At 71.2% G+C, this 13,659-nt stretch carries 13 protein-coding genes and 1 pseudogene; 10 read left to right on the top strand and 4 right to left on the bottom strand.

Annotated features, from left to right (window positions below):
- Together VOI19_RS03385 and VOI19_RS03380 are read left to right on the top strand one after the other, a co-directional pair.
- On the top strand, positions 1 to 1,027 hold a 1,027-nt coding region (locus VOI19_RS03385; protein WP_323791550.1), incomplete at its 5' end, for a thiamine pyrophosphate-dependent enzyme.
- Positions 1,028 to 1,115: 88 nt separating this feature from the next.
- Positions 1,116 to 3,014: a cation:proton antiporter gene (locus VOI19_RS03380; RefSeq protein WP_323791549.1), complete on the top strand. Its 1,899-nt coding sequence runs from the start codon at positions 1,116 to 1,118 to the stop codon at positions 3,012 to 3,014.
- Here VOI19_RS03380 and VOI19_RS03375 read toward each other — a convergent pair.
- Positions 3,004 to 3,228 (bottom strand): hypothetical protein, encoded by a 225-nt coding sequence (locus tag VOI19_RS03375; RefSeq protein ID WP_323791548.1) that lies wholly within the window; start codon positions 3,226 to 3,228, stop codon positions 3,004 to 3,006. The genes VOI19_RS03380 and VOI19_RS03375 overlap by 11 nt on opposite strands.
- Before the next feature lie 108 nt (positions 3,229 to 3,336).
- On the opposite strand from VOI19_RS03375, the gene VOI19_RS03370 reads away from it, so the two are divergent.
- The 3 genes from VOI19_RS03370 (at position 3,337) to VOI19_RS03360 (ending at position 7,813) form a co-directional block, all read left to right on the top strand.
- Positions 3,337 to 4,122, top strand: a complete 786-nt coding sequence (locus VOI19_RS03370) for a PP2C family protein-serine/threonine phosphatase (RefSeq protein WP_323791547.1) — start codon at positions 3,337 to 3,339, stop codon at positions 4,120 to 4,122.
- A gap of 238 nt (positions 4,123 to 4,360) precedes the next feature.
- A complete protein-coding gene (locus VOI19_RS03365) occupies positions 4,361 to 7,105 on the top strand; it encodes a post-COAP-1 domain-containing protein (protein WP_323791546.1) in 2,745 nt (914 codons plus the stop codon).
- Positions 7,106 to 7,180: 75 nt separating this feature from the next.
- Positions 7,181 to 7,813, top strand: coding sequence for an MBL fold metallo-hydrolase (locus VOI19_RS03360; protein WP_323791545.1), 633 nt, complete (start codon positions 7,181 to 7,183; stop codon positions 7,811 to 7,813).
- A gap of 24 nt (positions 7,814 to 7,837) precedes the next feature.
- Here VOI19_RS03360 and VOI19_RS03355 read toward each other — a convergent pair whose 3' ends face one another.
- The gene (locus VOI19_RS03355) at positions 7,838 to 8,284 is read right to left on the bottom strand and encodes an SRPBCC family protein (RefSeq protein WP_323791544.1); all 447 of its coding nucleotides are present in this window, start codon (positions 8,282 to 8,284) and stop codon (positions 7,838 to 7,840) included.
- Between the two features lie 2 nt (positions 8,285 to 8,286).
- Entirely contained in the window at positions 8,287 to 9,549 is a 1,263-nt protein-coding gene (locus VOI19_RS03350; RefSeq protein ID WP_323791543.1) for an isochorismate synthase, read from the bottom strand.
- 75 nt (positions 9,550 to 9,624) lie between these two features.
- On the opposite strand from VOI19_RS03350, the gene VOI19_RS03345 reads away from it, so the two are divergent.
- Positions 9,625 to 10,278, top strand: coding sequence for a hypothetical protein (locus VOI19_RS03345; protein WP_323791542.1), 654 nt, complete (start codon positions 9,625 to 9,627; stop codon positions 10,276 to 10,278).
- A 48-nt stretch (positions 10,279 to 10,326) separates the two neighbouring features.
- Here VOI19_RS03345 and VOI19_RS03340 read toward each other — a convergent pair whose 3' ends face one another.
- The gene (locus VOI19_RS03340; protein ID WP_323791541.1) at positions 10,327 to 11,208 is read right to left on the bottom strand and encodes a L,D-transpeptidase family protein; all 882 of its coding nucleotides are present in this window, start codon (positions 11,206 to 11,208) and stop codon (positions 10,327 to 10,329) included.
- Between the two features lie 144 nt (positions 11,209 to 11,352).
- Between VOI19_RS03340 and VOI19_RS03335 the strand changes: the two genes are divergently transcribed.
- The 4 genes and pseudogenes from VOI19_RS03335 to VOI19_RS03320 all read left to right on the top strand — a co-directional run.
- The gene (locus tag VOI19_RS03335) at positions 11,353 to 12,045 is read left to right on the top strand and encodes a demethylmenaquinone methyltransferase (protein WP_323791540.1); all 693 of its coding nucleotides are present in this window, start codon (positions 11,353 to 11,355) and stop codon (positions 12,043 to 12,045) included.
- A 243-nt stretch (positions 12,046 to 12,288) separates the two neighbouring features.
- A complete protein-coding gene (locus tag VOI19_RS03330; protein ID WP_323791539.1) occupies positions 12,289 to 12,648 on the top strand; it encodes an NADH-quinone oxidoreductase subunit A in 360 nt (119 codons plus the stop codon).
- 61 nt (positions 12,649 to 12,709) lie between these two features.
- Positions 12,710 to 13,264 carry an NADH-quinone oxidoreductase subunit B family protein gene (locus VOI19_RS03325; protein WP_323791538.1) on the top strand — a complete coding sequence of 185 codons (555 nt, stop codon included), beginning with the start codon at positions 12,710 to 12,712 and terminating at the stop codon, positions 13,262 to 13,264.
- Positions 13,261 to 13,659: pseudogene (locus tag VOI19_RS03320) on the top strand (NADH-quinone oxidoreductase subunit C); the annotation flags it as partial. The gene VOI19_RS03325 and the pseudogene VOI19_RS03320, both read left to right, overlap by 4 nt.

The raw sequence follows: 13,659 nt of genomic DNA, 5'->3' as shown, positions 1-13,659 counted from the left end.
CCCCCGCCCCGTCGTCGTCGCCGGCGACGATGCCGGCCCGTCGGCGCGCAAGCTCGCCGAGATCGCCGGCTGGCCCCTGCTCGCTGAGCCGTCCAGCGGCTCGCGCACCGGCGAGCACGCACTGCGGTGCTACCGACTGCTCCTGGCCGAGGAGGTCGGACTCTCGCCGCGCATCGAGCGCGTCGTCGTGCTCGGTCGACCAACCCTGTCGCGCCCGGTGGCCCGACTCCTGGGCCGCGACGACGTCGAGGTCGTCTCGGTGCCCGCGCCGGGCGTCTGGGCCGCACGCCCCTTCCGCGTCGACCTCGAGGCGACGTTCCCCACCGTCGACGCCCCCGACGGCGACCAGTCCTGGCTCGAGGAGTGGCGCACCGCCGACCGGGCGATGGGTCGCCGGCTCGACGCCCTGCTCGCCGCCGAGCCCGACCTCACGCCGTACGCCGTCGTGGGCGCGGTCAGTCGGGCCGTGCCGCCCGAGGGACTCCTCGTGGTCGGTCCGTCGAGCCCGATCCGCGACCTCGACCTGATGGCGCGACCGACCCCGGTCGGGTCGCGGCGCAAGACGGTCTCCAACCGGGGGCTCTCGGGCATCGACGGCGTGGTGTCGACCGCGATCGGCGTCGCACTGGCCCGTCGCGACCGGCACCCCGACGGCCGCATGATCGCCCTGATGGGCGACGTGACGTTCCTGCACGACAGCAACGGCCTGGTGACCGGACCCGGGCAGCCCACGCCGGACCTGACGATCGTGGTCGTCAACGACGACGGCGGCTCGATCTTCTCGATGCTCGAGCAGGGCGCCCCCGAGCACGCCGACCGGTTCGAGGCGCTCTTCGGCACCCCGCACGGCGTCGACCTGGCCGCCCTCTGTGCAGCCACCCGCACCGCGCACCTTCGCGTCACGAGCCTGCCCGAGCTGGAGCAGGCGCTGGCCAGTCCCAACGGCGGCATCGAGGTCGTCGAGGCGGTCTGCCGCCGTGACAACCGGCGCGGCCTCGACGAGCGGCTCCGGGCGCTGCGGCCCTGACCCACGACCTGACCCACGACCTGACCCACGACCCGGGCCCACGGGCACGGGTTACCCGCCTGTCACCCGCGACCGGCATGATCGGCGGGTGGAGATCGCCGTGCTGCTCGTCGTCCTGGCCGTCGGCGTGCTCACGGTCACGGGCCTTGCCGACAAGATCGGGGTGCCGGCGCCGCTGGTGCTGATCGTCGCGGGCGTGGCGGCGTCGTACGTGCCGTTCATCCCGGAGATCACGCTCGAGGCCGACGTGGTGCTGCTCGGGCTGCTGCCGCCGTTGCTCTACGCCACCGCGATCAAGACCTCGCTGGTCGACTTCAATGCCAACCGGCGCTCCATCCTGCTGCTCTCGGTGGGGCTGATCATCTTCACCACCGTCGGCATCGGCGTGCTGGTGCACACCCTGATCCCGAGCGTCGGGTGGCCCGCGGCGTTCGCGATCGGCGCCGTCGTGGCCCCGCCCGACGCCGTCGCGGCCACGGCCGTGGGCCGCAAGATCGGGCTGCCCCGCCGGATCGTCACGATCCTGGAGGGGGAGTCGCTGCTCAACGACGCCACCGCCCTGGTCTCGCTGCGCACGGCGATCGCCGCCGGCGGCACCGCCATGGCGCTGGGTGGCGAGGAGGAGGCCGCCGAGCCGGTCAGCATCCTCGGCATCGGACTCGACTTCCTCGTCGCCGCCGGCGGGGGAGTGGCGGTGGGTGCCCTGCTCTACGCGATCGTCGCCCAGGTGCGCCGGCGGCTGCGCGACCCGCTGATGGACACGGCCGTCTCCTTGATCGTCCCCTTCGCGGCCTACGTCGCCGCCGAGGAGCTCGAGGCCTCGGGCGTGATCGCCGTGGTCGTGGCGGGTCTCCTGCTCGGGCACCGCGCGCCGATCCTGCAGACCGCCCAGTCGAGGATCTCCGAACGCATCAACTGGAGCACGATCTCGTTCGTCCTGGAGAACGTGGTCTTCCTGCTCATCGGGCTGCAGGCCGCCCGCCTCTTCTCCGACGTCGGCAGCAGCGAGCTCGGCGCCGGGCTGATCACGGCGGCCTGCCTGCTGTCGCTGGTCGGCGTCATCGTGCTGCGTCTCGCGTGGGTCTTCCCCGTGCGCTACTTCCTGGTGCGCCCGAAGTTCGTCAGCGGCGCCCCGGCGCCGATGGCCTACACGTTCCTGGTCGGGTGGGCCGGGATGCGTGGGGTGGTCACCCTGGCGGCCGCCTTCATCATCCCCCAGGACACCCGGCACCGGGAGGTGCTGCTCCTGATCGCCTTCACGGTCGTGGCCGGCACCCTGCTCATCCAGGGCCTGAGCCTGCCCTGGCTCGCGCGCCGGCTCAACGTGCCCTCACCGGACCCGATGGACGACGCCCTGGCTCGCGCGACGCTGCTCCAGCAGGCCTCCAAGGCGGGCCTCGCCGAGCTCGACGAGCTCGAGACCGGCGACCTGCACGGCGTGGCCGACCTGATCCGCGAGCGGTTGGAGCAGCGCAACTTCTCCGCCTGGGAGCGGCTCAACACCACCGCCGACGAGGAGACCCCCAGCGAGCTCTACTCGCGGTTGCGGACCGCGATGATCCGGGCCGAGCGCGAGCGCGTGCTCGAGATCCGCTCCGCAGGCTCCACGCCGTCCGAGGTGGTCGCCGACGTGCTGGCGATGCTCGACCTCGAGGAGTCGATGCTCGAGCTGTCCTCCGAGGAGCGCGCCGACCTGCGCGCCTCCCCCTCCACCTCGATCAGGGTTCCCGGCGAGGAGTGCGAGCACCTCGTCGAGCGCCCGCACGGCCTCACGGGCGGTGACGGCACGTGCGCCGAGTGCCTCGAGGAGGGCACCCGCTGGGTGGCGCTGCGCCAGTGCCTGGACTGCGGTCACGTCGCGTGCTGCGACTCCTCGAGCGGACGCCACGCCACGCAGCACTTCCACGACACCGGTCACCCGGTGATGCAGTCGGCCGAGCCCGCCGAGGACTGGCGCTGGTGCTACGTGCACCACCTCACGGCGTGAGCACGTCCTCCAGCCCGCGCGCGCGCCCGGTGGCCACCTCGGCGCACGAGCCGTCCGCGATCGCGGTGTAGGTGCTGACCCACGCCTCGATCTGCCAGTCGGGCTCGTCGGGGTACGCCGCCCGGCGTGAGGCGTGGGCGTCGTCCAGCGACTCCTCGACGTAGGTGAGCCGGCGCCCGGTGGCCACCCCGGCCCGTTCGGCGATCTCCGTCATCGTCAGGGCCTCGGGCCCGGTGAGCACGTAGGCGGCATCCCGGGTCGGGATCGCCGCATTCGTGGTGACGACCCCGCGTCTGAGCCTGGGTGGTGATTGAATCGATCAATGCTCCAGCTCCGCGGCGCCGCTGCCAGCCACGTCGGGCTGGTGCGCTCCCACAACGAGGACTCGGGCTTCGTCGGGCCGCTCCTGGCGATGGTGGCCGACGGCATGGGCGGAGCCGCTGCGGGTGAGGTGGCCTCGTCGATCGCGGCGCACTCGGCCGACGAGCTCTCCCGCACCCGCTCCGGCTCGTTGCCGCCCCGCGAGCTGCTCGCGTACGCCGTCGCCCAGGCCGCCGAGCAGATCCGGGTGGTGGTCGAGAACGACCACGCCCTGGCCGGGATGGGCACGACCTTCACCGCCGTCCGCACCGACGGGCACCGGGTCGCGCTCGCGCACCTCGGCGACTCGCGCGCCTACCTGCTGCGTGAGGAGGCGTTGAGCCTGCTCACCGACGACCACACGCTGGTGCAGGCGCTGGTCGACGCCGGTCGGATCACCCCCGCGCAGGCGCGCCGCTCCGACCACCGCCACATCGTGATGCGGTCCCTGGGTGGAGGCGGTCACTCGCGCCCGGACCTCGCCTACGTCGACGTCGTGGTGGGTGACCGGCTGCTCCTGTGCAGCGACGGCCTGAGCGACCTCGTCGACGACCGCGACATCGCTCTCGTCCTGGCGGTGCCGGACCCGCAGAACGTCGCCGACCTGCTCGTCGATGCCGCCCTCGACGCCGGGGGCACCGACAACGTGACGTGCGTGGTGGTCGACGTGGTCGACGAGCCGGCGGTGCCGCACAGCGGTTCGCTGCTCGGCGCAGCGCGCGACCTGCGTACGCCGTTCCCTGGCTGAGTCGCCCGAAGGGCGGTCGCTCGGCCGCGTCGGACCGCACTGGAGCGACCGAGAAGGTCTGTGTCACGACGGTAGGTCTGCGACGCAATGCTCACACCATCTTCACAAAATCCTCTTGATCTCCACCGGTGCCGCGAGGAGGGTCGAGTGCCTCCAGGGGGGACTCGAGAGGGGTAGGACAATGGCAATTCGCAGGTCGAAGCACGCTCGAGCGGTGGGTCGGAGGCGACGGGCGGTCATGGCCGTCCTCGCTCTGGTTGCCGCACTACTGGCAGTAGGCACGGCGCCGCCGGCGCAGGCCGATGCGTCGTACTCACAGACGGTGACGCTGCCGGTGCCGCCGGCCTCGTCGTTCACCGGCAACTCAGGGGGCGACGGGTGGGACCTGTCGTTCGACAGTGACCGCACCTACAACATCTTCCACCACCAAGTGTTGCGCCTGGCCTGTCTCAACCAGGTCGATGCGACGTCCTGTTGGCCGGCCCAGACCATCCGGGACGGGTTGAACCGCACGTTCTACGCCTCCCAGCACTCGGGTGCCGACCTGGATCCCGACAGCGGCTTGATCTACACCTACACCGCCCGTAGTGACCGCGTGGGCGGCGTGCTGTGCCTCGACCCGACGGCGCCGAACCCACCGACCCCGACGAACCCGTACTGCGGCTTCACCGAGCTCACGGCGCCGGGGGAGGCCCAGTACAGCTCGCAGGCCCCTGGCTCGCCGATGCGTGTCGGCGACCGCTACTACGCCTACAACTTCAACGGCGGTACGAGCGGTGCGCGTAATAAGCTGATGTGCTACGACTTCGGCACCGATGCAGCATGCCCCGGGCAGCCGTACGCCCTCGACTTCGGCGGTCTCTTCCCGGGGGCCGAACGCACGGGGACAGTACTCATCGACGGCAAGGTCTTGGTGACGAACGGCAGCTTCTACGGCAGCGCCACCCGCGTGGCGTGCTTCGATCCCGGGACCGAAGCAGAGTGCGCCGGTTCCTGGCCGGCGACGGTGAACCAGGGCTTCGACTGGTACGTGTCGGGGCCGCCGTTCCCGGTGCTCGACCTGACCGGTGACGTGACGGGGGCGTGCCTCCCCGGTGCAATCAGCTGCTTCGGTCTCGACGGGCTCCCGATCGCGGCTCCCCCTGGGGTCCCGGCCAACATGGGCGGCCACTACTACAGCGGCGGTGCCGTGACCGTGGCATCCCGCATCTTCACGCCGGGCTACGTGCCGAATCGCATCGACTGCTACGACTACTCGACCGGGGCGGTGTGTGCCGGGTTCCCGAAGAATCTATCCAACGCGTTCCTGCCCTACACCGTCAACACGGACCCGTTCCGTCCCACGTGCATCTGGGTGAACGCGGACCGCGGAACCTCGCAGATCCAGAACTTCGACGCCTTCGACGGCGGAGCCTGCGGTCAGGGCGACATCCGGGTCCTGGTCTCGCAGTTCGTGGTCAACGAGGAGGAGTGCTTCCCCACCGAGTACGAGTCGCTGGAGCTGCTCGTGCCCGACGAGGCGACGTACACGAGCGCCTCGGTCGCGTTCCAGAGCGCCAACGGCGCCTCGGTCGGCATCGCTGACCAGACGTTCTCCGGGGGCAGCGTGGATCTCACCGGTCTCGGCCTGGAGACCCAGCCGGCGCTCCCGCAGTTCCTCATCGACGTCGTCGACCCACCCGCTGACCTGGGCGAGGTGACGCTGCGTCTCAACTGGGCTGCTGCCTACGACCCCGGGTGCAGCGGCGACGAGACCGAGGTCGAGCCCGAGCCGACGAGCACCACGCCGCTGATCACCGGCGGCGGCGACACCGGCACGGACGTGACGGTCGAGCCCGGCGAGTCGGCCACCGCGAGCGCGACACTGGCCGGTGACAACGCCAGTGGTGCCTCGGGCACGGTCACCTACACCTGGTACTCCGACGACACGTGCACGACCGTCGAGTCCGCGGGTGCCGCCCAGGACATCGTGACCAACGGGACCCTTCCGGACTCCGACCCGGTGACGTTGCCGGCGGGCACCTACCACGTCATCGCCGAGTACGGCGGCGACGCCGGCAACGAGCCGTCCGCCTCGGCGTGCGGTGATGCGGTGCTGACGGTCAAGGCGCCGAACGTGGCGCCGACGATCGCCAGCGACGCCGGGGCGGTGTCGACACCTGAGGGCACCGATGCCGGCAACAGCGGCACCTACGCCGACGACGACGGCGACGACGTGTCGCTCAGCGCCGACGTCGGCACGGTCGTCGACCACGAGGACGGCACCTGGGCGTGGTCGAACCCGGCACCGGATGGGCCGGCCGGCCCGTACACCGTGACGATCACGGCCGACGACGGCAACGGCGAGTCGGCGACGACGAGCTTCACCGTCACCGTCGACAACGTTGCGCCCGAGGTCGAGGCCGGACCCGACCAGGAGATCACCTTCGGTAGCTCGGCCGGTCTTGACGGTTCGTTCGCCGACCCGGGCACCGACGCCGACTGGGACGTCGCGATCGACTGGGGCGACGGCGAGTCCGACTCGGCGAGCGCCTCGTCGACCGGGCCGATCGACCACGCGCACCAGTACCTGACGCTCGGGGACCACACGGTCGAGGTGTGCGTGACCGACAAGGACGGCGCCACCGGGTGCGACACGCTGATCGTCAGCGTCTCCAGCACCGACGGCAAGGTGACCGGCGGACCGTCGACCTCGGAGGGCGGCAAGACCGGGTTCAACGTCCAGGCCGGCAAGAAGGGGCTCAAGGGCAACCTGCAGTACGGCCGCAAGGGCGTGAAGTTCCATGCCCACACCATGACGGCGCTGGCGGTCTCGACCGACAAGACGTCGGCCTGGTTCGCGGGCACGGCCAAGGATGGTCGTTCGTTCGTCGCCTACACGGAGGACAACGGTGAGCCCGGGCGGGACGACGTGTTCCAGCTCTGGATCGACGGCACCCTCCAGACCGGTGCGGTCACGGGAGGCAACGTGCAGATCCACTGACCCGGGCATCGGGAACCATCACGGACGTGGGTCCGGCCATCGCGGCCGGGCCCACGTCCGGCCTAGGTTGGAGCCATGCAGATCACCAAGTTCGGTCATGCCTGCGTGCGCGTCGAGCACGCCGGCGTCCGACTGGTCCTCGACCCGGGCGCCTTCACCGGCCGCGAGGCCGTGGACGGCGCCGACGTCGTGCTCATCACCCACCAGCACGCCGACCACTACGACGCCGAGCACCTGCGCGCCACCGACGCCCCGATCGTGACGATCGACGCCGTCGCCCGCGTGATCGCCGAGGACGCCCCGGACCTGTCCGAGCGCGTCCGGGTGGTCACCCCCGGCGAGGTGCTCGACCTCGGCGTGCCCGTGCGCGTGGTGGGGGAGCAGCACGCCGTCATCCACCCCGACTACCCGCGCTTCGACAACTCCGGCTACCTGCTGACGCTCGGTGGTCACAAGGTCTTCCACCCCGGCGACTCGCTGACCGCCCCCAGCGAGGAGATCGACGTCCTGCTCGCCCCGATCTCGGCGCCCTGGCTCAAGATCAGCGAGGCCGTCGACTTCGTGCGCGAGGTCGGCGCCCCGCGCAACCTCGGCATCCACGACAAGGTCTACAGCGACCTCGCCCTCGGGATGGTCGACACCCACATGGCCAACCTCATCGGCGACCTGTCGTTCGTGCGCCTGGCCGACGGCGCCGACCTGGAGTGACCCGCGGCCGGCGCGCGAGGGTGGTCAGCCCTCGAGCACCTGCTTGAGCAGGGCGAGGTCCTTGCGGTTGGCGCTGCGCATGGCGCGGGCCATCATCGGAGCGGCGACGCCGGCGAAACCGCTCGGCTCGCCGTCGTTGCGCAGCCGCATCAGCGTGCCGGTGCCGGTCTCGGCGTCCGCGTCCTCCCAGGTGTAGGTCGTGCGCATCGGGAACGGCCCCTCCTGGGTGCTCATCACGAAGCGTTCGCCGGGCACGTGCTCGCGCACCTCGTAGGTGTAGGACAACCGGCGCCCGAGGAACGAGGCGACGAAGGCAAGCCGGGAGCCCGCCGCCAGCGGGGGAGCGGTCACCCACTCCACGGCGGTGATGTTGCGATACCAGCGGGTGGCGTTGTCGGGGTCGGCGCAGAAGGCAGCCACCTCGGCGCGCGGTCGATCGATCACGATCTCGGTCTCGACGTCGACGGCCATCTTCAGGAGCCGAGCGAGTCGCGGACGGGCACGAACTTGGCCTGGGTCTCGGCGAGCTCGGACTCCGGGTCGGAGTCGGCGACGATCCCGCACCCGGCGAAGAGCCGGACGGTGGAGCCGACGACCTCGGCCGAGCGCAGCGCGATGCCCCACTCGCCGTCGCCGGTGGCATCCATCCAGCCCACCGGACCGGCGTAGCGACCGCGGCCCATGCCCTCGATCTCGGCGATCAACGACAGGGCCGCACCCGACGGGGTGCCGCCCACCGCGGCCGAGGGGTGCAGCGACGCGGCGAGCTGGAGCGAGGTGACGGTCTCGGCGTCGTGCACCACGCCGGCGACGTCGGTGGCGAGGTGCATCACGTTGGGCAGGTGCAGGACGAACGGCGCCTCGGGCACGTTCATCGACGAGCAGTGCGGCTCGAGCGACTCCGCGACCGAGCGGACGGCGTACTCGTGCTCGGCGAGGTCCTTCGACGACCGGGCCAGGGTCGCGGCAAGGGCGAGGTCGCGCTCGTCGTCGCCCGTGCGGCGGATGGTGCCGGCGAGCACCCGTGAGGTGACCAGCCCCTTCTCGCGGCGCACCAGCAGCTCGGGGGTGGCGCCGAAGAGCCCGTCGACGTGGAAGGTCCAGCAGGTCGGGTAGAGCTCGGTGAGGCGACGCAGCGGCCAGCGGACGTCGACGTCGGTGTCAGCGGTGGCGATCAGGTCGCGGGCCAGGACGACCTTCTCCAGGTCGCCGGCGGCGATGCGGGCGACGGCGTCCGCCACGGCGCCCATCCAGGCCTCGCCGTCCAGCGCGCCGTCCGCGAAGCGCACGCCCTGCGGAGGTTCGGGGGGGTCGGCCACGTCGATGGCGGCATCGACCAGGTCGAGGCCGTGCGGGGAGACCGTGGTGATCCAGGCGGTCTCGCCACGCCGCCCCACCAGCACGCGCGGCACCACGAGCAGCGACTCGGTCTCGTCGCGGTCGACGTCCGAGAAAGCCATCGTGCCGAAGCAGACCAGGCCGGTGCCGGGAGCGTGCAGGTCACTGCGGACGACGGCGCGAGCGGTCAGCTCCGACCACCAGTCGTCGGCGTCGGCAAAGCGCTCCGGACCGCTCGTGCGCACCGACGCGGCGACGCCCCAGCCGACCAGGCCCTCGCCGTGGCGCAGCCAGGCGAAAGGCTCCTCTGCGGGCAGCAGATCGACCAGGGCAGTGGCGGCGTCGAGGCTCAGCGCGGTGGTGCGGACGACGAAAGGCGCGGCCTCTTCGTCACTCATCGCACCCATGCTCACTCTGCGAGCCTACCCAGCCACCTGCTCGGGTCCGTTCACCCGGATGTCAGTATCGATTCCATGAGCACCCCCTCCACCACGCCGTCGTCCCGCACCTCGTTGATCGCAGCCGGAGGTGGAGCGGTCGCCCTGGCCCTGCTCGTCGGGTTCGCCGTGGGACTTCCCGAGATCACCGGCGACGGGCACTCGGGCCCCGGCGTGGAAGAGCTCGCGCCGCTGCCCGACACCCTGCCCGGCGACCTGATCTCGCTGCTCGGCACGGAGGTCCCCGACGAGGTGCTCGCCCAGTTCGGCGGTACCGAGCAGCTCGAGCCGCTCGTCGACTCGGCGTCCGACAACCTCGCCACCCTCTTCGGTGACCCGACCGCCTTCGGGCTCTACACCAAGGTCGACGGGTCGGCGTTCCTCACGGTCACCGTTGCTCCCGGCGAGCCCGGGCTCTTCGTGCCCGACGGCGCCCCGTTCGACGCCGACGTGCAGGGTGCCGCCCGCGGCAACCTCGAGGTCGTCCGTGTCGACGACGACACGGTGTGCTCGGTGGTCTACGCGGCTGCCATCGCCGAGGGCCAGCCGGTCGACCCGGCCGAGCAGCCCTCGCGCACGCACTGCCAGCTCGGCTCCGAGGGCCTGCTGTACGACGTCACGGGCCAGGGCGTCGGCGTCGACGAGGTCGTCATCGCTGCCGAGGCCGTGCGCGACCTCCAGGAGTCCTGAGCCCCGACCCCGACCTCGGCCCCGGCCTCGACCGGGCCCGAGTCCGAGTCAGGAGCGGTAGACGATCACCTTGTCGCCGACCCGCACCTGGTCGTAGAGCGCGGCGATGCCGTTGTAGTCGCGCACGTTGACGCAGCCGTGCGAGGCGCCGGCGTACCCGACGGAGGCGAAGTCCGACGAGTAGTGCACCGCCTGCCCGCCGGAGAAGAACATGGCGAAGGGCATCGGGCTGTCGTAGAGCGACGACACGTGGTCGCGGTTCATGAAGCTCACCGCGAACGCGCCCTCGCGGGTCGGGGTGTACTGCGACCCGAAGCGGACGTCGAACGCCGTGCGCACCGCCCCGTCGACCACCCAGCGCAAGGTGTTGCTGGACTTGTCGATGCACAGGGCTCGCCCGGTCAGGCAGCGCGGGTCCAGGGCGCCCGGTGTGTTGCCGGCCGAGGGCGCGAGCCGGTTGGCGAGCTCGTCGGCCGTCGGCTCCGAGGTCATCGCGAGCAGCCGGTCGCGGGTCTCGGCGTCGACGTAGCCGGTCACCGGGATCTCCCGCTTGGCCTGGAAGCCCTCCACGGCGGTCGTCGTCACGTCGCCGTAGTAGCCGGTGACGTCGGCGTCGAACCACCGGATCTGACGCAGCCTGGCCTGGAGCGCGCGCACCGCGGGACCGTCGTCGCCCGGCGAGAGCAGCGGCGGGCCACCCTGGGGCTCCGGCTCCGGCTCGGGCGTGGGGGAGGGCGACGGGGTGGGGGTCACCTGGGGGCCGGGAGTGCTCCTCGGGGCCGGCCTGGCCGAGGGGGTCCGCTCGACCCGCTCCGACGCCGCGTCGTTCGGGCGGTCCTCGGACCGCAGGGCGTACGCCGCTGCGACGCCCGAGGCGGCGAGCAAGGTCAGGACCAGGACGGTCAGGGTGAGGCGGCGTACGGCGGGCATCGGGGTTCTCCTGTGCTGGTGATCGGGTCGAGCGTGTCACGACGAGGTGGCCGTGACCGGCAACCTCCACACCTGGGAGACGCGGCGCGAGCGGAATTGGTTGCCGACCCGTTGGTGGAGGAGCCGACCGCCTAGGCTCGCCCCGTGGCCCGCGCTCAGCTCGACAAGCAACCGACCGACGTCCAAGGCATGTTCGACGAGGTCGCTCGTCGCTACGACCTCACCAACGACATCCTCTCCCTCGGGCAGGACCGTCGCTGGCGCCGCGACGTCATCGAGGCCGTCGACCCGCAGTTCGGCGAGCGGGTCCTCGACCTCGCCGCCGGCACCGGCACGTCGTCCGAGCCCTTCGAGGAGCGGGGCGCCTTCGTGGTGCCCTGCGACTTCTCCCTCGGGATGCTCAAGGTCGGCAAGCAGGCGCGCCCCCACCTGCCCTTCACCGCCGGCGACGGCACCCGGCTGCCCTTTGCCGACGACAGCTTCGACGCGGTGACGATCTCCTTCGGCCTGCGCAACATCGTCGACCCCGTCGCCGGGCTGCGCGAGCTGCGTCGGGTCACCCGACCCGGCGGTCGGCTCGTCGTGTGCGAGTTCAGCCAGCCCACCTGGTCGCCGTTCCGCACCGTCTACATCGAGTACCTCATGAAGGCGCTGCCCTCGGTGGCCCGTGCCGTCTCCTCCTCGCCAGATGCCTACGTCTACCTGGCCGAGTCGATCCGGGCCTGGCCCGACCAGCGCGGCCTGGCCGCGATGCTGGGCGAGGCCGGCTGGCTCGGCCCCGAGTGGCGCAACCTCACCGGCGGCATCGTCGCGCTGCACCGCGCCACCGCTCCCTGAGCTGTCGCAGCCGGCCCGCCGGGCCGTGATTTAGACGACATCCGACTGCTGTAATTCGCCTGAAACGGGGCGGTTGAGGTCGTTCGTACCCCGGTGTGACGCAGATCGCCCGGAGTGGCAAGATGGCGCGTGCGCCACTCGTGATTCAGTTCACAAAGTCACAAACTCGGTGTCACCACGGGGACGACGAACGCGGTCGACCCGGGTCGCGGGGCGCATCCGGATCTGCGGAAGGAACGCCCCATGGAGCTCTACACCCCCGTTCTCGCCCTCGCGGCGCTGGCGGCCCTGTTCGCGGTCGGCTCGATCGTCACGAGCATGGTCGTGGGTCCGAGCCGCTACAACCGGGCCAAGCTCGACTCCTACGAGTGCGGCATCGAGCCGACGCCGCAGCCGCTGGGTGGCGGTCGCTTCCCGGTGAAGTACTACACCGTGGCGATGACCTTCATCATCTTCGACGTCGAGATCATGTTCCTCGTCCCGTGGGCGGTCTACTTCGACCAGCTCTCCTGGGCCGGTCTGATCGCGGTCTTCCTCTTCCTCTTCAACATCACGCTGGCCTACGCCTACGAGTGGCGTCGCGGCGGCCTCGACTGGGACTGAGTCGTGTCGACCTCCCGCACTCCCCGCCCAGCGACCCGAGCAACCTGAGAGCGAGCACCCCATGGGTATCGAAGAGAAGCTTCCCAGTGGAGTCCTGCTGACCTCGGTCGAAGGACTCGCGGGCTACATGCGCAAGGCCAGCTTCTGGCCGGCGACGTTCGGCCTGGCGTGCTGCGCGATCGAGATGATGACCTCGGGCGGGCCCAAGTACGACCTCGCCCGCTTCGGCATGGAGGTCTTCCGCGCCAGCCCCCGCCAGGCCGACCTGATGATCGTCGCGGGCCGGGTGAGCCAGAAGATGGCGCCGGTCCTGCGCCAGATCTACGACCAGATGGCCGAGCCCAAGTGGGTCCTCGCCATGGGCGTCTGCGCCAGCAGCGGCGGCATGTTCAACAACTACGCCGTCGTGCAGGGCGTCGACCACGTGGTGCCGGTCGACATGTATCTCCCCGGCTGCCCGCCGCGCCCCGAGATGCTGATCGACGCGATCCTCAAGCTCCACGACCAGGTGCAGAACACCAAGATGGGCGCCAACCGCCTGGCCCAGATCGCCGACCTCGAGTCCGAGGCCCTGCGCGCCCTGCCCACCTCCGAGCAGCGAGGACTTCTGCGATGAGCGACGAGGACAAGACCACCGGTCCCGACCAGTCCGGCCCCGAGGGCAAGGTCCCCGCGACCAACGACCCCGAGGTCAAGACGGTCGGCACCCGCACCGGCATGTTCGGCACCCGTGGCACCGGCGACACCAGCGGCTTCGGCGGCCTGGTCGCCCCGATCGTCTTCCCCGGAGCGGCCCAGCGTCCCTTCGGCGGGTGGTACGACGAGGTGGCCGACGCGCTCGAGCCCGCCTTCACCGGCCCGTGGCACGTCGTGGTGCACCGCAACGAGATCACCTTCCACGTGCGCCGTGAGGACCTCCTCGCCGTGATGCAGCTGCTGCGCGACGACCCCAAGCTCCGCTTCGAGCTGTCCACCGGCGTGAGCGGCGTGCACTACCCCGACGACAAGGGC

The sequence above is a fragment of the Nocardioides sp. genome (genome assembly GCF_034670285.1).
Taxonomy (GTDB): Bacteria; Actinomycetota; Actinomycetes; order Propionibacteriales; family Nocardioidaceae; genus Nocardioides.
This window is presented reverse-complemented; position numbering and strand designations above follow the sequence as displayed.

Coding starts and splice junctions, on each gene's coding strand:
- VOI19_RS03375 (WP_323791548.1), bottom strand. CDS start 3,228: ATGACGGAGATCGCCGAACGGGCCGGGGTGGCCACCGGGCGCCGGCTC.
- VOI19_RS03370 (WP_323791547.1), top strand. CDS start 3,337: ATGCTCCAGCTCCGCGGCGCCGCTGCCAGCCACGTCGGGCTGGTGCGC.
- VOI19_RS03365 (WP_323791546.1), top strand. CDS start 4,361: ATGGCCGTCCTCGCTCTGGTTGCCGCACTACTGGCAGTAGGCACGGCG.
- VOI19_RS03360 (WP_323791545.1), top strand. CDS start 7,181: ATGCAGATCACCAAGTTCGGTCATGCCTGCGTGCGCGTCGAGCACGCC.
- VOI19_RS03355 (WP_323791544.1), bottom strand. CDS start 8,284: ATGGCCGTCGACGTCGAGACCGAGATCGTGATCGATCGACCGCGCGCC.
- VOI19_RS03350 (WP_323791543.1), bottom strand. CDS start 9,549: ATGAGTGACGAAGAGGCCGCGCCTTTCGTCGTCCGCACCACCGCGCTG.
- VOI19_RS03345 (WP_323791542.1), top strand. CDS start 9,625: ATGAGCACCCCCTCCACCACGCCGTCGTCCCGCACCTCGTTGATCGCA.
- VOI19_RS03340 (WP_323791541.1), bottom strand. CDS start 11,208: ATGCCCGCCGTACGCCGCCTCACCCTGACCGTCCTGGTCCTGACCTTG.
- VOI19_RS03330 (WP_323791539.1), top strand. CDS start 12,289: ATGGAGCTCTACACCCCCGTTCTCGCCCTCGCGGCGCTGGCGGCCCTG.
- VOI19_RS03325 (WP_323791538.1), top strand. CDS start 12,710: ATGGGTATCGAAGAGAAGCTTCCCAGTGGAGTCCTGCTGACCTCGGTC.